Origin of the sequence: Micromonospora saelicesensis (genome assembly GCF_900091575.1) — a bacterium.
GTDB lineage: Bacteria > Actinomycetota > Actinomycetes > Mycobacteriales > Micromonosporaceae > Micromonospora > Micromonospora saelicesensis.
In genome coordinates, this window is sequence record NZ_FMCR01000003.1 from 965,576 (window position 1) to 985,835 (window position 20,260).

Below are 20,260 nucleotides of genomic sequence, written 5' to 3' on the forward strand. Positions count from 1 at the left end.
GAGTCTGACCCGTATCGTATTTCGTCGCGGGTGATCAGCGTGGGGGGAAAGCCAGGCATGGAGCTGCACAACAACACCGGACACCCGAGGCGGTGGGCGATCCTGGGGGTGCTGGTGATCAGCCTCCTCGTGGTCGTCCTCGACAACACGATCCTCAACGTCGCCCTGCGCACCCTGGCCGACCCGGTGCACGGCCTCGGCGCCAGCCAGGGCGAGCTGGAGTGGTCCATCAACTCCTACACGCTCGTCTTCGCCGGGCTGCTGTTCACCTTCGGGGTGCTCGGCGACCGCGCCGGCCGCAAGCGCTTCCTGATGATCGGACTGGTGCTGTTCGGCCTGGCGTCGCTGCTCTCCGCGTACGCCCAGAGCCCCGGACAGCTCATCGCGGCCCGCGCCCTGATGGGGGTCGGCGGCGCGGCCATCATGCCGGTGACTCTGTCGATCATCTCCAACGTCTTCGACCCGCGCGAGCGTGGTCGGGCCATCGGTGTCTGGGCCGGTGCGGTCGGTCTCGCCGTGGCGATCGGCCCGATCCTCGGCGGCGCGCTGCTGGAGCACTTCTGGTGGGGCTCGGTCTTCCTGATCAACGTGCCGGTGGTCGTCGCCGGCGTGATTCTGGTGGCGCTGCTGGTCCCCGAGTCGCGTGACCCGCGGCCCGGCCGGATCGACGTGCTCGGCGTGCTGCTCTCCGTGGTCGGCCTCGTCGCCCTCTCCTACGGCATCATCGACGGCGGCGAGCACGGCTTCGGCCGCCCGCTGGCCTGGGGCTCAATCCTGGTCGGCGTCGCGGTGCTGGCCTGGTTCGTCCAGCACGAGCGGCGCAGCGACCACCCGTCGCTGGACGTCCGACTGTTCAAGGTGCCCCGGTTCGCCGCGCCGGTCGCCATCGTCGGCCTGGTGTTCTTCGCCGCGATGGGCTCGATGTTCTTCGGCTCGTTCTACCTGCAACTCGTGCGTGACTACAGCCCGTTGCAGACCGGTCTGCTCTTCCTGCCCTTCGCCGGCGCCCAGCTGGTCTTCGCGCCGCGCAGCGCCGCGATGGTCCGCCGCTACGGCGGTAAGGCCGTCGCCACCGTCGGATTGGCGCTGACCGTGGTGTCACTCGGCGCGTTCGTCTTCATCGGCGCCTCCACCCCGATCTGGATCGTGCTGCTCGTCTTCCTCATCCAGGGCGCCGGGATGGCCAACATCATGCCGCCGGCCACCGAGTCGATCATGTCGGCGCTCCCCCGGGAGAAGGCCGGGGTGGGCTCCGCGGTCAGCAACACCATCCGTCAGGTGGCCGGCGCGCTCGGCGTCGCCGTCCTCGGCTCGGTGCTCTCCGCGGTCTACCGCAGCGACATCGGTGACGCGCTGACCGGTCTACCCACGCAGGCCCAGGACGCGGCCAACGAGTCGATCTCCGGTGCGTACGCGGCGGCGGGCCAGCTCGGCCCGGCGGCGCCAGGGCTGATCTCGGCGGCCAACGACGCCTTCGTCACCGCCATGCACTGGGCGGCCGGGCTCTCCGCGGTGATCGCCGCACTCGGGATCATCGTGGTGCTGCGCTGGATGCCGGGCAAGGAGGACACGAGCGTCGCCCCGGCGGCGCCGGTCGCCGAGCCTGAGCTGGCCGGTACGGCATAGGTTCGGGGAGAATGGCGGACATGACGTCCACTGCCGATGCTCCGCGGTCGCCCGGTCGACCGCGGAGCATCCGCGCCGACGAGGCGATCATCGAGGCCACCCTCGACCTGCTCGCCGAGGGCAGCACCATCGAGGCGCTCTCGATCGAGGCGATCGCCACCCGCGCCGGGGTCGGCAAGGCCACCATCTACCGCCGCTGGGCCGGCAAGGACGCGTTGCTGCTGGACGCGTTGCGCCGCCTCAAGGGCGTCCTGGCCCAGCCGGCGGGCCACTCCGTCCGCGACGACCTGGTGCTGCTGGTCGGCGCGATCGGCAAGAACGTCGACCCACGAGCGGCCAAGATCATGCCCTGTCTGGCACCCGCCGTGAATCGCAGCGCCGACCAGTTCCAGCTCTACCAGAGCATCATCTCGCCCCGGCGGCAGCTGATGCGCGAGGTGCTGCGGCGCGGCATCGACGAGGGCGTGCTGCGCGCCGACATCGACGTCGAGGTGACGATGGCGCTGCTCACCGGGCCGATGCTGATCCAGCGGGTGCTCCAGTGGAACCCGGACCTGGACGAGCAGGCCCTGCCGGAACGGGTCGTCGACGCCGTGCTGGAGGGCATCCGGGCCCGCTGACGCTGAGCGTTCGGTCGGCGGCGTTCGTGCCGCCGGCCGGCGGCGGTCAGCCGGCCGGTGCGCGTAGTCGGTGCAGCCGCAGCGCGAGCTGCACCTCCAGCGCCCGCTCGGGCCGCTGCCAGTCGACGCCGAGCAACTGCCCGACCCGCTCCAACCGTTGGGTCACCGTGTTGACGTGCACGTGCAGTTGCTCGGCGGCCCGGGCCAGGCTGCCACCCACCCCGAAGTACGCCTCCAGCGTCTTCACCAGAGCCGTGCCCCGCCGGGCGTCGTAGTCGATCACCGGCCCGACGGTGGCGCTGAGGAACTGGGTCACGTCCTTCTCACCCCGGTCACCGACCGTGCCCAGCAACAACCCGACGAAGCCCAACTCCACGGTGCTCGCGCCCTGCCCGGCGCGACCCAGCGCGCCCAGCGCCGTCAGGCACCGGTCCGCCTCCTGGAACGTCCCGGCCAGCGCCGCCGGTGTGTTCGACGGGCCACTCGCCCCGGCGGTCACCGGTCGGCCGGTCACCCGGGACAGGTCCCGGGCCACCGCGCGGGCGCTGCCGCCCGCGTCCAACCCCGGCAGCATCAGCACCACCCGGCCGTCGCGCGCCGCGGCCAGACCGCCGCGCGCCGAGGCGTACGTGGTGGCCCAGGAGAGCACCCGCTGCCGAGCCGAGCCGGTCGCCGCGATCGCGTCGTCGCCCACCGCCACCAGCACGTGCGGGGCGTCCAGGTCCACGCCGAGCCGACGGGCCCTACTGCGCAGCGCGTCCGTGTCGCGCAGCGGGCGGGCGATCAGGTCGTCCAGCAACTCGCCACGCACCCGCCCCTCCGCCTCCGCGACCGTCCGGCGGAACAGCAGCAGCAGCGCGGTCACCAACGCGGCCCGCTCCAGGATGCGCTGGTCGGCGTCGACCAACTCGTCGTCCGGGCGCAGCACCAGGGCGCCCAGGTTCTCCGCGCCGGCCACCACCGCCGCGTACCAGAGCGGACCCCGCCGTACGCTGCGGCCCTCGGTCCGGGACGCGGCCACCGCCTCGACGATGTCCGCGCGGTCCGGCTCCTCGATCTCACCCACCCGGGCCAGCAGGCGGCCCTCGGCGTCCAGCGCCAGCAGCGCGCCACCCAGCACCTCGGTCACGGCAGCCGCCACGTCCTCCACACCGCCGCCGCGCAGCACCAGCGCGGTCATCCGGTCGTGTGCCGCCGCGGCCCGCTCCACCGAGCTGCTGTGCGCCCGGATGGTGGTGTTCGCCGCCGACAACTCGGCCAACGCCGAACGGGTCTCGGTCAGCAGCCGGGCGGTGTCGATCGCCACCGCGGCGTGCGCGGCCAGCGACACCAGTAGCGCCACCTCCTCCCGGACGAACGGCCGGGCCGAACGGTTGGCCGCGTAGAGCACCCCGATCGAGGTCGAACCGAGCCGCAGCGGCACCCCCAGGATCGCCACCAGACCCTCCTCGCCCACCCCGGCGTCGATCTCGCCGGTGTGGTGGAAGCGCGCGTCCTCGCCGTAGTTGGCGGTGACGTACGGGGCGCCGGACTGGGCCACCAGGCCACCGAGACCGGCACCCATCGGCAGGCGCAGCCGCTGGAAGCGGGCCGAGACCGACCCGTCGGTCACCCGCATGTAGGTGTCGCCACGTTCGTCGTCGTTGAGCGTCATGTACGCCACGTCCGCGCCGAGCAGATGACGGGCCCGGTGCACGATCGCCCGCAACACGTCGTCCAGATCGCGCAGCCCAGCCAGGTCGCTGACCGTGTCGTACAGGCCGGACAGCTCGCTCTCCCGGCGGCGGCGACGCTCCAGCAGCGCGCGGACCCGCAACGCCACCGACTTGGCCTGCTCCAGCTCGGCCAGCCCGTCCGGCGGCAGCCCGGCGGCCCGCGCGGCCACCAGCGGTCCCTCGAACTCGACCGCCGCGGCCTCTCGGGCGAGCAGCTCCAGGAACTCCACCGGCGAAGACATGGTCGACATTGTGCTCAGCCCCACTAGTTGGCCGTCCAGCCCCCGTCGAGGGCGATCGACGCCCCGGTGATGAACGCCGCCGGCGGCGAGCAGAGGTACGCCAGCAGCTCGGCCACCTCCTCCGGCTCGATCAACCGTTTGATCGCGGCCCGGGCCAGCATGATCTTCTCGATCACCTCGGTCTCGTCGATGCCGTGACTGGCCGCCTGGTCGGCGATCTGGCTCTCCACCAGCGCGGTACGCACGTACGCCGGGTTGATGCAGTTGGCGGTGACCCCGTGCGCGGCGCCCTCCAACGCGACCACCTTCGACAGCCCCTCCAGGGCGTGCTTGGCCGAGACGTAGGCCGCCTTGTACGGGGAGGCGCGCAACCCGTGCACCGAAGAGATGTTGACGATCCGCCCCCAGCCCCGCGCGTACATGTGCGGCAGCGCCCGGCGGATCAGCAGGAACGGCGCCTCCACCATCACCCGCTGGATGTACTCGAACCGCTCCACGGGAAAGTCCTGCAACGGCGCGACGTGCTGGAGCCCGGCGTTGTTCACCACGATGTCCACGTCCACGTCGAGTGAATCCACCGCCGCGGCGTCGGACAGGTCCACGCCCTCGGCCCGACCACCGGCCTCGGCGGCCACCGCCTTGGCCGCCTCCAGGTTGCGGTCCACCACGAGCACCTTGGCGCCGGCCGCGCCCAGCCGCAGGGCACACGCCCGCCCGATGCCGCCGCCGCCCCCGGTGACCAGGGCGGTCCGACCGGAGAGGTCGACCTGTACGACGTGGGGGACCACCACGGGTTCTGCCGTCATGGCGCAAGAAGTTACGAGCTGTGTGCTCCCCGGCACATGGGCCAGCGACACATACTCCGTACCAAAGCTGTGTGGCCCCACCCGCCCCCGCCACGCGCCCCCGCCACGCGCCCGCCCCGCCGCGCCTCACTTCGGCGCCGCAAGATCGCGCAACATCCTGGATGTAGTGGCATCCCGGCTCGCCGTTGCCACTACATCCAGGATCGAGCGTGACCTTGACGGCCGGGCCACGGCGAAGGGCTGAGTGCAGGGCGGGGTGCGGGGTGCGGGGTGCGGAGGGCGTGTCCCGTGGGGCTGGTGGGAAGGGCGCCCGTTAGGGTGTCGAACACACGTACTGCTGACGGCTGGGGAGGGGGCGGCGTGCGCGTGCTGGGTGTGGACCCGGGGTTGACCCGGTGTGGGGTGGGCGTGGTCGAGGGTGTGCCCGGCCGGCCCTGCACCCTGGTCGCCTACTACGTGGTCTACACCGACCCGGCCGACGATCTGGCGTTGCGCCTGTTGCACCTGGACCGGTCGCTGAACAAGCTGGTCGCCGAGCATCAACCGGAGAGCGTTGCCGTCGAGCGGGTGTTCAGCCAGCACAACGTTCGTACGGTGATGGGCACCGCGCAGGCCAGCGGGATCGCCGTGTTGGCCGGGGCGCGGGCCGGGCTGCCGGTGCAGACGTACACCCCGAGCGAGGTGAAGGCCGCCGTGACCGGGTCCGGTCAGGCCGACAAGGCGCAGATGACCGCCATGGTGACCCGGCTGTTGCGACTGGCCGAGCCGCCGAAGCCGGCGGACGCCGCCGACGCGCTGGCTCTGGCCATCTGCCACGTGTGGCGCGGCGGGACCCGATCCAAGATCGCCGCCGCGGCCGACCGGGCACGACGAGGAGGAGCACGATGATCGCCAGCGTGCGCGGCACGGTGACCGCGACGGGTCCGGACCAGGCCGTGATCGAGGTCGGCGGGGTCGGGCTCGCCGTGCACTGCGCCCCGGGAACCCTCGCGGAGCTGCGGGTCGGCCAGGTCGCCCGGCTCGCCACCAGCTTGATCGTGCGGGAAGACTCGCTGACCCTCTACGGCTTCGCCGACGACGATGCCAAGTCCCTGTTCGAGCTGCTCCAGACCGCCAGTGGGGTCGGCCCGCGACTGGCCCAGGCGGTGCTGGCGGTGCACACCCCCGACGCGGTCCGCAAGGCGATCGCCAACGCCGACACGGCCGCCCTGACCCGCGTACCCGGGATTGGCAAGAAGGGCGCGGAACGTCTGGTGCTGGAGCTACGTGACCGGATCGGCCCGGTGCCGATCGGCGCCGACGGGGTGGCCGGGGTGACCCGCGGCAGCTGGCCCGACCAGGTCCGCCAGGCGTTGGTGGGGCTGGGTTGGACGGCCGGTCAGGCCGACCAGGCGGTGGCCGCGGTGGCGGAGTCGATCGAGGGTGAGACCCCGCCGGTGCCGGTCCTGCTCAAGCAGGCCATCCGACTGCTCGGTCGTACCCGATGACCGCCCGGCCGCAACGGGCGGAGGGCACGATGAGCGCGAGGAGTGAGCCGGGTTTGCGAGCCCCGCAGTCGCGAATGAAGAGGGCACGATGAGCGAGACCGAGGGGCTCGTCTCGGCGTACGTCAGTGACGCCGATCGGGACGCGGAGGCCACGGTACGGCCGAGGCGGCTGGCCGAGTTCATCGCACAGGACCGGGTACGCGACCAGCTCGACCTGTTGTTGCAGGGCGCCATGCGGCGGGGGTCGCCGCCGGATCACATCCTGCTCTCCGGCCCACCCGGGTTGGGCAAGACGAGTCTGGCCAACATCGTCGCCGCCGAGCTGGGCGCGGGCATCCGGGTGACCAGCGGCCCGGCGATCGAGCGTTCCGGTGATCTGGCCGCGATCCTGACCAGCCTCGCCGAGGGCGACGTCCTCTTCATCGACGAGATCCATCGGATCGCGCGGCCGGCCGAGGAGCTGCTCTACAGCGCGATGGAGGACTTCCGGGTCGACGTGGTGGTCGGCAAGGGGCCCGGGGCGACGGCGATCCCGCTGGACGTCGAACCGTTCACCCTGGTTGGCGCGACGACCCGCTCGGGCCTGTTGACCGGGCCGATGCGGGACCGGTTCGGCTTCGTCGCGCACCTCGACTTCTACGCCCCGGCGGATCTGGAGACGTTGCTGCACCGTTCGGCGCGGATCCTGGGGGTGCCGATCACGCCGGAGGGCGCGACCGAGATCGCCGGTCGGTCCCGGGGCACGCCGCGGATCGCCAACCGGCTGCTGCGCCGGGTCCGCGACTACGCGGAGGTCCGGGCGGACGGGGTGGTCGATCTCGACACCGCCCGTGCGGCCCTGATCGTGTACGACGTGGACGCGCTCGGCCTGGACCGGCTGGACCGTGCGGTGTTGACCGCGTTGGTCGACTCGTTCCGGGGCGGCCCGGTCGGGTTGTCCACCCTCGCCGTGGCAGTGGGGGAGCAGCCGGACACGGTCGAGGAGGTCTGCGAGCCGTTCCTGGTGCGGGCCGGGCTGTTGGCCCGTACGCCCAGGGGGCGGGTGGCGACCGAGGCCGCCTGGCGGCATCTGGGGCGCACGCCGCCGAATGGTACATTTGGTGCGGATAGTCCACCTGTGCCCGACTTGTTCTCCTTGGATGCCGATCAGCCGTGATGTGAACGTGATCTGTGCCGCATTCGGCGTTCTCAGGTGCAGGGTTTAGACTTCGCCGCGGTCTGTACAGGACGTGAGAATCCGCCTCCGCTCCGGCACCCACGGTGCAGGAGGGGTGGCCAATGGGAAGGTCAGTAACCGTGCATTTGGCAGCAGCGGGTGGCGGGGCCGGCAGTTTCACGCCGATCCTGATGATCGCCCTGCTCTTTGGCGTCATGTACTTCATGATGATCCGGCCCCAGCAGAAGCGCCGCAAAGAGGCGGAGGCGATGCAGTCCAACCTCGGCCCCGGCGACGAGGTCGTGACCATCGGTGGGCTCTACGGCACGGTCACCGGCATCGAGGACGACACTGTCCTGATCGAGGTCGCACCGGGCGTGCAGACCCGCTACGCCCGCCCGGCCATCGCGCGGGTGGTCACTCGCGCGGAGCTGCCGAGCGAGCCGGTCACCGAGGACGCGGACACCACCGCCAAGGACTGACCCCTCCCCTCGGGAGCGGCGAGTCCGGCGTGCGGCCGGTCGGCCGGCTTCCGGGTCGTCGCGCCCGAACGGGGCAGCGGGCGAGACGTGAAAACTGGATAGTTGGGTCGACGCCGGGCGTCGGCACGTTCCCGTGACCGTCGGCGTTCCGCGCCGGGGTGCCCGGTCCTCGTGCCGGCATTCCGTCGGCTCAAGGCAGACCCCGTCGGGCAGGACCCCCGGCCCGACACCGCCGCCGCTGCGACAGCGGCGCGACCGTACAGGGAGACAGGACAGCCGTGGCACCACCTCAGGGACAGATGCGCCCCGGGCGGCAGCTCGCCGTGCTCGGGTTCATCTTCGTGGTCCTCTATCTTTTGGTGTTCTTCGCTGGCGCCAGCGGCAGCTGGAAGGACCGGCTCGAGCCCAAGCTCGGCCTGGACCTCATCGGCGGCACGCGGGTGACACTGGAGGCGACCAACAGCGTCGACGGCAAGCCCCCGACGGCGGAGAACCTCGAGGAGGCCCGCGAGATCATCGAGAGCCGGGTCAACGCGTTCGGCGTGGCCGAGGCCGAGGTGGTCACCGAGGGCAACCGCAACATCGTCATCTCCCTGCCCGGTGAGAACCGGAATCTCGACGACGTGGGCGAAGCGGCTGAGCTGCGCTTCCGCAAGGTGCTCAAGGCCGCTTCCGGCAGCGGGGTGGCCGAGGCGCCGCCCGCCGCCACGCCGGCCCCGTCCGGTAGCGCCGCCCCGACCGGCAGCGCGACCCCGTCCGGCGCCGCGACCCCGACCCCGACGGGCAGCGCCTCGCCGAAGGTGACCTCGTCGCCCAGCGGCGGTCAGGGCGGAATGGCCCCGGCGTCGCCCAGCGCCACGCCGACCGCCTCCGCGTCCGCCACGGCCTCGCCGAGCGCCGCCGCGCCCAGCGCCAGCGCCGAGCCGGTGCCGGCCAGCGTCGAGGAGCAGCGCAAGGCCGTCGAGCAGAAGGTCGGCGCCGCCGCGTGGCAGGCGGCCAACGGGTTGCAGGCCCCGGCCGATCTGACCGCCGACCCGTCGCTGGCCGAGAAGCTCAAGCCGTTCGGCACGCTGTCTCCGCAGGAGGTCGCGGTGCTGCCGGCGCAGATGCAGTTCAACGTGCCGACGATCGGCTGCGCGCAGCTCGACCAGCGCCCCCCGGCGTCGATCTCCGACGCGAAGCAGCAGGTGGTCTCCTGCGAGGACGGCGCGTCGAAGTACCTGCTCGACCAGGCCAAGGTGCTGGGCACCGACGTGTCCGACGCCGACGCGGTGCTCGACCAGACCAACTCCTGGGTGGTCAGCCTGGACTTCACCGGCGACGGCCAGGGCAAGTGGACCTCGCTGACCCGTGAGGCGTTCAACAACGAGGGCCAGGCCTGCGACGCGACCGCGTTGGGTCAGGACGGCAAGTGCCGGGTGGCCGTCGTGCTGGACAACAAGATCGTCTCTTCCCCGGAGATCCAGGGCGTGCTGACCGGCAACTCCCAGATCACCGGCACCTTCACCCAGAAGGACGCCAGCACCCTCGCCGGTCAGCTCCGCTACGGCGCGCTGCCGGTGACCTTCGAGCAGCAGGAGGCGCAGAACGTCACCGCCACGCTGGGTGCCAGCCACCTGCGCGCCGGTCTGCTCGCGGCCGGCATCGGCATGCTGCTGGTCATCATCTACGCGTTCTTCTACTACCGGCTGCTCGGCTCGGTGATCTTCCTGAGCCTCATCCTCTCCGCGCTGCTGGTCTTCGGCGCGCTGGTGGTGCTCGGCCGGCAGATCGGCTTCACGCTCACCCTCGCCGGCATCGCCGGAATGATCGTCTCGCTCGGTGTGGCGGCGGACTCGTTCGTCATCTACTTCGAACGACTGAAAGACGAGATCCGGGAGGGGCGCAGCCCGCGTAGCGCGGTGCCTCGCGCCTGGATCCGGGCCCGTCGGACGATCATCTCGGCCAACGCGATCACCCTGCTCTCCGCTGTGGTGCTCTACGTGGTCTCGGTCGGCACGGTCAAGGGCTTCGCGTTCGCGCTCGGCCTGGCCACCGTGCTGGACCTGGTCGTGGTCTTCCTGTTCCGGCACCCGATCATGACGATGTTCGCCCGGACCCGGGCGTTCCTGTCCCCGCGGGTCAGCGGTCTGGGCCGGGCACTGCCGGCCCGCAACCAGCCGACTCAGCCCCGCAACCCGCGCGCCAAGGAGGCCTGAGATGGCTGAAAACGGTCTGGCGAGCCGCCTCTACAACGGCGAGGCCGGTCTCAACATCGTCGGTCGGCGCAAGCTCTGGTTCGGCGTCGCCGGGGTCCTGGTCCTGATCGCGATCCTCAGCTTCTCGATCCGTGGGTTCAGCCTGGGCATCGAGTTCGCCGGCGGCAACTCGTTCCAGGTGCCGGCCAGCGTCGGCACCCTGGACGACGCCGAGCGGGAGGTCAACTCTGCCCTCGCCGCGGAGAACACCGGCGTCACGGTGGCCACCACGCAGAAGGTCGGCGGCCCGGGTGGCGACTCCTACGAGCTGCGCACGCCGCAGCTCACCGCCGAGCAGGCCACCGCGGTCAAGGCCCAGATCGCCGAGGACCTCGGCATCAGCGCCGACCAGATCAGCGACAACCAGGTCAGCGAGGCGTGGGGCAGCCAGGTGACCGAGCGGGCCGTGCTCGGTCTGGTCATCTTCATCGCGCTGGTGATGGTCTACCTGATCCTGCGCTTCGAGTGGCGGATGGCCGTGGCCGCGGTCGCCTCGCTGATCACGAACCTGATCCTCACCGCCGGCATCTACTCGCTGGTCGGCTTCGAGGTCACCCCGTCGACGATCATCGGCTTCCTCACCATCCTGGGCTTCGCGCTCTACGACGTGGTGGTGGTCTTCGACAAGGTCCAGGAGAACACCCGGGGCATCACCGCCAACAACAACCAGACGTACGGCGAGGCGTCCAACCTGGCCATCAACCAGAGCCTGATGCGGTCCCTGAACACCTCGGTGGTCGCCCTGCTGCCGGTCGGTGGTCTGCTCTTCATCGGTGCCGGCCTGCTCGGCGCCGGCACGCTGAAGGACCTCGGTCTGGTGCTGTTCGTCGGTATGGCGGTGGCGTTCCTGACCTCCATCCTGGTGGCCACCCCGCTGCTGGCGCTGTTGAAGAACTACGACCCGCGGATCCAGGCGCACAACAAGCGCGTCCTGACCCGGCGGGGCGCGGTCGCCCGCGGCGAGGTCACCGGTAAGGGTGCTGCCGCGAGCCCGGTGGCCCAGGCCGACGCGACCGACGAGCCGGTCGACCAGGACGCCGCCGCGCTGGCTGGTGCCGCCCCCAAGGTGGGCGCTCGGCCGGCGGGCAAGCGGCCCACCGGTGCCCGGGGCGGTCGCCCGGGTGGCGGCGGCAACCGGCCGGGTGGCGCCAAGCGGCGCTGACCCGACAGGAAACACCCGAACGGCGTCCGGCATGCTGTTGCCGGACGCCGTTCGTCGTCGAAGGAGAGCGAAACAGCCGTGACGGAGACCCACAGCACCGCAGCGCGCGGGGACAGTGGCCCGGAGGTCGCCCGACTGGTCGCCAGCCGGGTGCTGGACGTGCCCGACTTCCCCAAGCCCGGCGTCATGTTCAAGGACCTGATGCCACTGTTCGCCGACGGCAAGGTCTTCCGTGAGGTGATCGACGGGATCGTCGCGTACCACGGGCGGGACGCCTTCGACGTGGTGGTCGGCATCGAGGCACGCGGGTTCGTCGTCGCGGCCGCCATCGCGTACGCGACCGGGGTGGGCGTGGTGCCGGTGCGCAAGGCCGGCAAGCTGCCCCGCCCGGCGCACTCGGTCTCCTACGCGCTGGAGTACGGCGAAGCCACCCTCGAAGTTCACGAGGACGCCTTCACCGCCGGGCACCGGGTGCTGGTGGTCGACGACGTGCTGGCCACCGGTGGCACCGCCGAGGCGACGCTGGACCTGGTCGAGCGGGCCGGCGGCACCGTCAGCGGCTTCACCGTGCTGCTGGAGCTCGGCTTCCTGGGTGGGCGCGAGCGACTGGCGCCGCGTCCCGTGCACGCCCTGTTGACCGTTTGAGCCGGTCGGTGCTCCGCTGACCGTTTGATCCCGGACCCGTCGGACGGACCCGGCGCCGACCGTCCGGCGGAGCGGCAGGGGACCGTCCGTGCGGGTAGCATTGCCCTTTGCTGACGCCGGCGGTATCCCGTCCGGCGAGCGAGACCAGGTCGGCCGATCTTCGGCCGGCGTGTTTCCGGCGAGCGGTGAGGAGGCCGGTGTCCCACGATGTCGTCCCTCCGGCGGAGGGCACGGTGCACCCGACAGGCGACGCTGACGGCTCGGTGACCGACCGGACAGGCGACGCGCCGGCCCGGGTGACGGGCACCGGCAACGGCTCCGGCCGGGCTGCCGGCGAGAGCGCGGTGCGTCCGACCAGCGGCCCGCCGAGCGTCGAGGCGTCCCCTGGCGCCGATGGCGTCGTGGTGCCGTTCCCGACCGACGCCGGCATCGACCCGTCGCCCAGCGGTGGCTTCGGGCTGTCCAACGCGCCCACCGGTCGGCGGGTCCGGGCCCGGCTGGCCCGGTTCAACGCGCCCTGGCAGACCTCGCAGGTCAGCGAGGTGCTGGAGCCGCTCATCGCCAGCCACCGGGACAACCACCCCAAGGCGGACGCCCGACTGCTCCAGCGCGCCTTCGACACGGCCGCGCGGTGGCACTCCGGGCAGTACCGCAAGTCCGGTGACCCCTACATCACCCACCCGCTCGCGGTGGCGACGATCCTCGGCAACCTGGGGATGGACACCACCACGCTGGTCGCCGCGCTGCTGCACGACACCATCGAGGACACCGAGTACACCCTCGACCAGATGCGCGCCGACTTCGGTGGCGAGGTCGCCCTGCTGGTCGACGGCGTCACCAAGCTCGACAAGGTCAAGCTGGGCGACGCGGCCAAGGCCGAGACGATCCGCAAGATGGTCGTGGCCATGGCCAAGGACCCGCGGGTGCTGGTGATCAAGCTGGCCGACCGGCTGCACAACATGCGCACCCTGACCTTCCTGCCCCGCCCCAAGCAGGAGCAGAAGGCCAAGGAGACGCTGGAGATCCTGGCGCCGCTGGCGCACCGGCTCGGTATGAACACGATCAAGTGGGAGCTGGAGGATCTGTCCTTCGGCACGCTGTTCCCGAAGCGCTACGAGGAGATCAACCGGCTGATCGGGGAGCACCAGCCGCAGCGCGAGTCGCTGCTGCGGCAGGTGACGCAGAAGGTCGGCACCGACCTGAAGGCCGCCAAGATCAAGGCGGAGACCACCGGACGGCCGAAGCACCTCTACTCGATCTACCAGAAGATGATCGTCCGGGGTCGCGACTTCAACGACATCTACGACCTGGTCGGTGTGCGCATCCTGGTCGACACGGTTCGGGACTGCTACGCGGCGTTGGGTGTGATCCACGCCAACTGGCAGCCGGTGCCGGGCCGGTTCAAGGACTACATCGCCATGCCCAAGTTCAACATGTACCAGTCGTTGCACACGACGGTCATCGGGCCTACCGGCAAGCCGGTGGAGATGCAGATCCGGACGTACGCGATGCACCGCACCGCGGAGTTCGGCATCGCCGCGCACTGGAAGTACAAGGAGCACAAGGGCACCCAGATCGTCGGCCCGCCGGCGCACATCGACGAGATGACCTGGCTGCGGCAGTTGCTCGACTGGCAGCGTGAGGCGGCCGACCCGAGCGAGTTCCTGGACGCGCTGCGCTTCGACCTGTCCAGCCAGGAGGTGTACGTCTTCACCCCGAAGGGTGACGTCATCCCGCTGCCGACCGGGTCGACGCCTGTGGACTTCGCGTACGCGGTGCACACCGAGGTCGGGCACAAGTGCATCGGGGCGCGGGTCAACGGCAAGCTGGTGCCCCTCGAGTCGACGCTGTCCAACGGCGACGTGATCGAGATCTTCACGTCGAAGTCCGAGACGGCCGGCCCGACGCAGGACTGGCTGGGCTTCGTCAAGAGCCCGCGCGCCCGGACGAAGATCCGGCAGTACTTCAACAAGGAGCGCCGCGAGGAGGCGATCGAGGCCGGCAAGGACGCGATCGTCAAGGCGATGCGCAAGCAGGGCATGCCCCTGCAGCGGATGCTCACCTCCGACGCGCTCATGTCGATCGCCCGGGACCTGCACCTGGCCGACGTGGCCTCGCTCTACGCGGCGGTCGGCGACAGCCAGGTCTCCGCGCAGTCGGTGGTGCAGAAGCTGATGGCCGCGTACGGCGGCGAGGAGGGCGCGGCGGAGGACATCGCCGAGACCGCCGTCGCCACCCGGCCGCCGCGCAGCCGGCAGAGCAGCAGCGACCCGGGCGTGGTGGTCCGGGGCGTCAGCGACGTCTGGATCAAGCTGGCCCGGTGCTGCACACCGGTCCCACCGGACTCGGTGTTCGGCTTCGTCACCCGCTCCGGCGGGGTGAGCGTGCACCGCGACGACTGCGCCAACGCCGAGGACCTCCGCGCGCAGAGCGAGCGGGTCGTCGAGGTGAGCTGGAAGCTCACCTCCGCGTCGACGTTCCTGGTCGCCATCCAGGTCGAGGCTCTGGACCGGCACAAGCTGCTGGCCGACGTCACCCGGGTGCTCTCCGACGAGCGGGTCAACATCCTCTCCGCGACCGTCACCACCACCCGCGACCGGGTGGCGGTGAGCCGGTTCAGCTTCGAGATGGCCGACCCGAAGCACCTGGGCCACCTGCTGGCCACGGTCCGCAAGGTCGACGGCGTCTTCGACGCCTACCGGGTCACCTCCGGCGCCTGACGCCCACGGGATCAGTTCCGCAGCTCGACGCGTACCCCGAGAACACGACAGCGCCCGCCGGCTCAGCCGGCGGGCGCTTCGTCGTGCGCGCGGGGGTCAGCCCTGCGGGTTGCTCATCGTGAGGTCCTTGATGATGAGCTCCTTCTTCGGGTGCCCACCACCGGGCTGCGGGGCGAAGGCACCGTCGTCGCCGGCCTTGGCCACGTCCTTGACGATGTCCAGACCGCCGGTGACGGTGCCGAGCACCGTGTACGTCGCGTCCAGCGGCGAGTCGCCGTAGACGATGAAGAACTGGCTGCCGGTGCTGCCCGGCTGGCCGGAGTTGGCCATCGCGATGACACCCTCCGGGTACGGCGGGCGCTTGTCGGTGGGCAGGTTCTCCTCGGGCAGGCGGTAGCTCGGGCCGCCCTGGCCGTCGGTGGGGCGCCAGCCGTTGCCGGTGGCGCTGGGGTCACCGCACTGCAACACCTTGATGCCCTCGGTCACCATTCGGTGGCACTTGGTGTTGTCGAAGAAGTTCTTCTCCGCGAGGTAGGTGAAGCTGCCCGCCGTGCACGGCACCAGCGACCGGTCGACCTTGGCGGTGATCGGGCCGAGGTTGGTGTCGAGCGTCATGGTCTGGACGCCCTTGGCGGACTGCTCGTTGCTCGGCACCCCCACGTCCTTGATCTGCGGGGGGCGCTGCTCGGTGGGCAGCGCGGTGTACGCGCACTCGGCTGCGCCCGCCGCCGGCGCGGCGGTGTCGCTCTTGTTGTCGTCGTCGCCGCCGAGGCTCACCGCCAGCCAGACGGTGCCGGCGACCACGAGCACCAGCGCGGCAGCCGCGCTGACGATCGCCGTCGTCTGCCGGCGCTTGCGGGCCTTGGCCGCGCGCTCGGCCATCTCCTTCTCGAGCCGGGCGCGTGCCGCCGCGCGCTGCCGCTCTCTGGTGGACGTCACGCCTGGATCCTCCTGGCTGTCTGCTGCTGGGTGCCGCTTGGGTGGGTGGTGGCGCCCGGTCAGCCGGCGCTCGGGCTGCTGGCCGGGGTGCCGGAGGCCGAGGGAGCCGGTGCCGCACCGGTGACCGGCTCACCGACCGTGAGGCTCTGGATCGTCACATCGGTGCTGGGCTTGACCTTCGCCCCGGTCCCATTGTCCACGGTCGGGAGGGCGCCGATCTTCTCCACCACGTCCAGCCCGCCGGTCACCCGGCCGATGACCGGGTACTTCGGGTCGGCGGTGGTGAAGTCCTTGAAGAAGATCAGGAACTGGCTGCCGTTGCTGCCCGGCGGGTTGGAGACCATGGTCACCGTGCCCTTCGGGTACGTCGGCGGCTGGCCGGGGGCCGGACTGGCCGACGGCGACGCCGACGGCACGGTCGGCAACTCCTCGTCGTAGAACGAGTAGGTCGGCCCACCAAGACCCGTGCCGCTGGGGTCGCCGCAGCGCAGCGCGCCCTCGGCGGTGATCTCGTGGCACTTGGTGTTGTCGTAGAACGACCGGCTCGCCAGGTGGGCGATGCTCGCGGCCGCGCACGGGGAGTTGGTCAGGTTCAGTTCCGCGGTGATCGGCGCGCCCTGGTTGGTGGTCACGGTCATCGCCCGGGTGCCGTCGGTGGGTAGATCCTTGGTGGCCGGCGTGCCGACGTCCTTGAGGTTGGTGTTGGCCGTCGCGTCCTGCGGCGTCCAGAGGCAGGTCTCCTCAGCGGCCGTGTTCTGCTTCGGGTCGGAGTCGAACGCCCCGAGCGCCCAGGCTGAGCCGGCCACTACCAACACGAGGATCAGAGCGGCGCCAACTCCGGCCTGGATCTGCCGTCGGCGCCGCGTCGAGGCGGCCCGGCGAGCCAACTGCCGGTCGAGCTTGGCCCGCGCCAGTTTGCGCTGCCGGTCCCTGCTGGAAGCCACCCGTGCTCCCCTTTCCTCTACCTGGTCGTCGCCGGCGGCCGGTCGCCCCGACCCGTCCGAGCGTCACGTGTGCCGCGCCACACGCCCGCCAGAGTGTACGGCTAGTGACTGGGAATGTGGTGTACGAGGTCCACCCCGTCCCGAGCAGCGCTTATCGGAGGTTGTCACTGTGCCCTACGGGGCCGGTGGGACGGACGCGGCAAACTCGCTCGGCCCGCCCGATAGGCTGCTGTGCAGGACGACAGCTGCTCGACGGAAAGGACAGCGCCCGTGCTCGTGGCCGGCTTTCCCGCGGACGCCTTCGGCACCAACTGCTACGTGGTTGCCACCGCGCCGGGGGAGCAGTGCGTGGTGGTCGACCCCGGCATCGGGGTGCTCGACCAGCTCGACGCGCTGCTCGCCGAGCACCGCCTGCATCCGGCCGCCGTGCTGCTCACCCACGGCCACCTCGACCACACCTTCTCGGTCGCGCCGGTCTGCGGCGCGCGCGGCATCACCGCGTACGTGCACCCCGGTGACCGGGAGATGCTGGCCGACCCGTCCAAGGGCCTCTCGACCGACCTGACGTCGCTCTTCGGCGGCCGGCTGAGCTACACCGAGCCGGACGACGTGGCGGAGTTGACCGACGGCGCCACCCTCACGCTCGCCGGCCTGGAGATCGCCGTCGACCATGCACCGGGCCATACCGGCGGGTCGGTGCTGTTCCGGCTGCCGGGCGCCGGGTCGAGCTGGGAGGCTGACGAGCTGTGCCTCTCCGGTGACGTCCTCTTCGCCGGGTCGATCGGCCGCACCGACCTGCCGGGCGGGAGCATGCCGGCCATGCTCACCAGCCTGCGCGACAAGATTCTTCCGCTGGCCGACGACACCGTCGTGCTGCCCGGCCACGGCCCCAGCACCACCATCGGCCGTGAGCGCGCCAGCAACCCGTACCTCATCGAGGTGGCTGGCACGTCGCCGGCCGCTCCCACCCGGGGCCTCTAGATCTTCTGTCCGCGCCGCGCGCGGACCCACGACACCACCGCGCCACCGGCGCGGAACCGCAAGGAGTACGCCGATGAGCAAGCCCACGCCCATCTCCGGCTTCCCGGAGTGGACTCCCGGCCAGCGGATGATCGAGCAGTTCGTGCTCGACAAGATCCGGGCCACCTTCGAGCTGTACGGCTTCGCGCCGCTGGAGACCCGCGCCGTGGAGCCGCTGGACCAGCTGCTGCGCAAGGGCGAGACCTCGAAGGAGGTCTACGTGATCCGGCGGCTGCACGCCGACGCCGAGGGTGCCGGTGGTGACGACCAGCTCGGCCTGCACTTCGACCTGACCGTGCCGTTCGCCCGGTACGTGTTGGAGAACGCCGGCAAGCTGAGCTTCCCGTTCCGCCGCTACCAGATCCAGAAGGTGTGGCGGGGCGAGCGGCCGCAGGAGGGCCGCTACCGGGAGTTCGTCCAGGCCGACATCGACATCGTCGACCGGGACACCTTGGCCGCGCACCACGAGGCGGAGATGCCGCTGGTCATCGGGGACGCGCTGCGCTCGCTGCCGATCCCACCGGTGACGATCCAGGTCAACAACCGCAAGATCTCCGAGGGCTTCTACCGGGGCATCGGGCTGACCGACCCCGAGGCCGCGCTGCGGGCGATCGACAAGCTCGACAAGATCGGCCCGGTGAAGGTGACCGAGCTGCTGGCCCAGACCGCCGGGGCGAGCGAGGCGCAGGCCAAGGCGTGCCTGGCGCTGGCCGAGATCTCCGCCCCGGACGCCTCGTTCGCCGACGCCGTCCGAGCGCTCGGGGTGAGCGACCCGCTGCTCGACGAGGGCATCGAGGAGCTGGTCCGGGTGGTGGACACCGCCGCCGAGCACTCGCCCGGCCTCTGCGTGGCGGACCTGCGCATCGCCCGTGGTCTGGATTACTACACGGGCACCGTCTACGAGACCCAGCTGCGCGGCTACGAGCGCTTCGGCTCGATCTGCTCCGGCGGCCGGTACGACAACCTGGCCAGCGCCGGCACCGTCTCGTACCCCGGGGTGGGGATCTCGATCGGCGTGACCCGGCTGCTCGGTCTGCTCTTCGGCGCGGGGGAGCTGTCGGTCTCGCGGGAGGTGCCGACCGCCGTGCTCGTCGCGGTGACCAGCGAGGAGCACCGTACGGCCAGCAACCGGGTGGCCGAGGCGCTGCGGCGGCGCGGGGTGCCGACCGAGGTGTCGCCGAGCGCGGCGAAGTTCGGCAAGCAGATCCGCTACGCCGAGCGGCGGGGCATCCCGTACGTCTGGTTCCCCGGTGCCGAGGGAGCGCCGGACGAGGTGAAGGACATCCGCTCCGGTGAGCAGGTCACGGCCGGTGCGGGGGAGTGGATGCCACCCCTGGCGGACCTCAAGCCCACTGTCGGTTGAGTGTCCCCACTGGCGCTGACGGCCGCGGGGACCTACGGTAGCGTAAGTTACGCCACCGTAGGGAGTTTCTCGTGACCGTCAGCACCACAGTGAGCCAGACCGCGCTGCTCGTCGAGTTGGAGCCGGTTGTCGCACGCAACCTGGACCGCCACCTCTCGCTCGCCAAGGAGTGGTTCCCGCACGAGTACGTGCCGTGGAGCGAAGGGCGGACCTTCGACGGGCCGCTCGGCGGCGAGGCGTGGTCACCGACCGACTCCACCATCCCGGACGTGGCCCGCACGGCGCTGATCGTGAACCTGCTGACCGAGGACAACCTGCCCTCGTACCACCACGAGATCGCCACCCTGTTCGGTCGTGACGGCGCGTGGGGCACCTGGGTGCACCGCTGGACCGCCGAGGAGGGTCGGCACGGCGTCGCGATCCGCGACTACCTGACTGTCAGCCGGGCGGTCGACCCGGTGGCGTTGGAGCGGGCCCGGATGACCCACATGTCGGAGGGCTACACCAACGCCCACGGCGACGAGGTGCTGCACTCGCTGGCGTACGTCTCGTTCCAGGAGCTGGCCACCCGGATCTCGCACCGCAACACGGGCAAGGCCACCGGCGACCCCACCTGCGAGGCGCTGCTGGCCCGGGTGGCCGCCGACGAGAACCTGCACATGGTCTTCTACCGCAACCTGCTCGCGGCCGCGTTCGAGCTGGCTCCGAGCCAGGCCATGCGGGCCGTCGCCGACGTGGTGGCCGACTTCCAGATGCCGGGCAGCGGCATCGACGGGTTCGCCCGCAAGTCGGTGGCGATCGCCCTGGCCGGCATCTACGACCTGCGCCAGCACCGCGACGAGGTGCTGCAGCCGGTCCTGCGTCAGTGGGACGTCTTCAACGTGACCGGCCTCAACGCCGACGGCGAGGCAGCCCGCGAGCAGCTCGCCGCCCAGCTGGAGGACCTGGACCGTGCCGCGAGCCGCTTCGAGGAGAAGCGCGACGCCCGAGCCGCCCGCCTAGCCCAACGCTAAACCCCCCACCCCCACCCCCCCACCAGCCCTGGTTGATCATGAAGTTATTGCCACTCGCGACGGCGTGTCGGGGCAATAACTTC

At 71.2% G+C, this 20,260-nt stretch carries 17 protein-coding genes; 13 read left to right on the plus strand and 4 right to left on the minus strand.

Annotated elements, in window-relative coordinates; translation table 11 throughout:
• Positions 1-57: 57 nt before the first annotated feature.
• Both GA0070561_RS17445 and GA0070561_RS17450 read left to right on the plus strand, forming a co-directional pair.
• Positions 58-1,626, plus strand: a complete 1,569-nt coding sequence (locus GA0070561_RS17445) for an MFS transporter (protein ID WP_091401809.1) — start codon at positions 58-60, stop codon at positions 1,624-1,626.
• Between the two features lie 11 nt (positions 1,627-1,637).
• Complete coding sequence (locus tag GA0070561_RS17450; RefSeq protein WP_091401810.1) at positions 1,638-2,246, plus strand: TetR/AcrR family transcriptional regulator; 609 nt, start codon at positions 1,638-1,640, stop codon at positions 2,244-2,246.
• Between the two features lie 46 nt (positions 2,247-2,292).
• Here GA0070561_RS17450 and GA0070561_RS17455 read toward each other — a convergent pair whose 3' ends face one another.
• Entirely contained in the window at positions 2,293-4,212 is a 1,920-nt protein-coding gene (locus tag GA0070561_RS17455; protein WP_091401813.1) for a helix-turn-helix domain-containing protein, read from the minus strand.
• 14 nt (positions 4,213-4,226) lie between these two features.
• The gene (locus GA0070561_RS17460; RefSeq protein WP_091401815.1) at positions 4,227-5,009 is read right to left on the minus strand and encodes a 3-hydroxybutyrate dehydrogenase; all 783 of its coding nucleotides are present in this window, start codon (positions 5,007-5,009) and stop codon (positions 4,227-4,229) included.
• Between the two features lie 360 nt (positions 5,010-5,369).
• Between GA0070561_RS17460 and ruvC the strand changes: the two genes are divergently transcribed.
• From ruvC to GA0070561_RS17500, 8 genes are all read left to right on the plus strand, one after another.
• Positions 5,370-5,897 (plus strand): crossover junction endodeoxyribonuclease RuvC, encoded by a 528-nt coding sequence (ruvC, locus tag GA0070561_RS17465; RefSeq protein WP_091401816.1) that lies wholly within the window; start codon positions 5,370-5,372, stop codon positions 5,895-5,897.
• Complete coding sequence (ruvA, locus tag GA0070561_RS17470) at positions 5,894-6,496, plus strand: Holliday junction branch migration protein RuvA (RefSeq protein WP_091401818.1); 603 nt, start codon at positions 5,894-5,896, stop codon at positions 6,494-6,496. The genes ruvC and ruvA overlap by 4 nt, the downstream gene beginning before the upstream one ends.
• Positions 6,497-6,584: 88 nt before the next feature.
• On the plus strand, positions 6,585-7,652 hold the full coding sequence (gene ruvB / locus GA0070561_RS17475) for a Holliday junction branch migration DNA helicase RuvB (protein WP_091401820.1): 1,068 nt from the start codon (positions 6,585-6,587) through the stop codon (positions 7,650-7,652).
• A 122-nt stretch (positions 7,653-7,774) separates the two neighbouring features.
• Complete coding sequence (yajC, locus tag GA0070561_RS17480; protein ID WP_091401822.1) at positions 7,775-8,134, plus strand: preprotein translocase subunit YajC; 360 nt, start codon at positions 7,775-7,777, stop codon at positions 8,132-8,134.
• Positions 8,135-8,412: 278 nt separating this feature from the next.
• The gene (secD, locus tag GA0070561_RS17485; protein WP_208603786.1) at positions 8,413-10,332 is read left to right on the plus strand and encodes a protein translocase subunit SecD; all 1,920 of its coding nucleotides are present in this window, start codon (positions 8,413-8,415) and stop codon (positions 10,330-10,332) included.
• A 1-nt stretch (position 10,333) separates the two neighbouring features.
• Positions 10,334-11,533 carry a protein translocase subunit SecF gene (gene secF / locus GA0070561_RS17490; RefSeq protein ID WP_091401825.1) on the plus strand — a complete coding sequence of 400 codons (1,200 nt, stop codon included), beginning with the start codon at positions 10,334-10,336 and terminating at the stop codon, positions 11,531-11,533.
• Positions 11,534-11,611: 78 nt separating this feature from the next.
• Positions 11,612-12,178, plus strand: a complete 567-nt coding sequence (locus GA0070561_RS17495; RefSeq protein ID WP_091401827.1) for an adenine phosphoribosyltransferase — start codon at positions 11,612-11,614, stop codon at positions 12,176-12,178.
• 197 nt (positions 12,179-12,375) lie between these two features.
• The gene (locus GA0070561_RS17500) at positions 12,376-14,898 is read left to right on the plus strand and encodes a RelA/SpoT family protein (RefSeq protein ID WP_091401829.1); all 2,523 of its coding nucleotides are present in this window, start codon (positions 12,376-12,378) and stop codon (positions 14,896-14,898) included.
• Positions 14,899-14,994: 96 nt separating this feature from the next.
• Here the strand turns inward: GA0070561_RS17500 and GA0070561_RS17505 are convergent, their stop codons facing one another.
• Together GA0070561_RS17505 and GA0070561_RS17510 are read right to left on the minus strand one after the other, a co-directional pair.
• A complete protein-coding gene (locus GA0070561_RS17505; protein ID WP_091401831.1) occupies positions 14,995-15,837 on the minus strand; it encodes a peptidylprolyl isomerase in 843 nt (280 codons plus the stop codon).
• 59 nt (positions 15,838-15,896) lie between these two features.
• Positions 15,897-16,781 (minus strand): peptidylprolyl isomerase, encoded by an 885-nt coding sequence (locus GA0070561_RS17510; RefSeq protein ID WP_091401832.1) that lies wholly within the window; start codon positions 16,779-16,781, stop codon positions 15,897-15,899.
• A gap of 270 nt (positions 16,782-17,051) precedes the next feature.
• Between GA0070561_RS17510 and GA0070561_RS17515 the strand changes: the two genes are divergently transcribed.
• The 3 genes from GA0070561_RS17515 to GA0070561_RS17525 all read left to right on the plus strand — a co-directional run bounded on the left by GA0070561_RS17515 (position 17,052) and on the right by GA0070561_RS17525 (position 20,177).
• Positions 17,052-17,762 (plus strand): MBL fold metallo-hydrolase, encoded by a 711-nt coding sequence (locus GA0070561_RS17515; RefSeq protein WP_091401834.1) that lies wholly within the window; start codon positions 17,052-17,054, stop codon positions 17,760-17,762.
• A 73-nt stretch (positions 17,763-17,835) separates the two neighbouring features.
• The gene (gene hisS / locus GA0070561_RS17520; protein ID WP_091401836.1) at positions 17,836-19,164 is read left to right on the plus strand and encodes a histidine--tRNA ligase; all 1,329 of its coding nucleotides are present in this window, start codon (positions 17,836-17,838) and stop codon (positions 19,162-19,164) included.
• Positions 19,165-19,235: 71 nt separating this feature from the next.
• A complete protein-coding gene (locus GA0070561_RS17525; protein WP_181541362.1) occupies positions 19,236-20,177 on the plus strand; it encodes an acyl-ACP desaturase in 942 nt (313 codons plus the stop codon).
• Positions 20,178-20,260 lie beyond the last annotated feature (83 nt).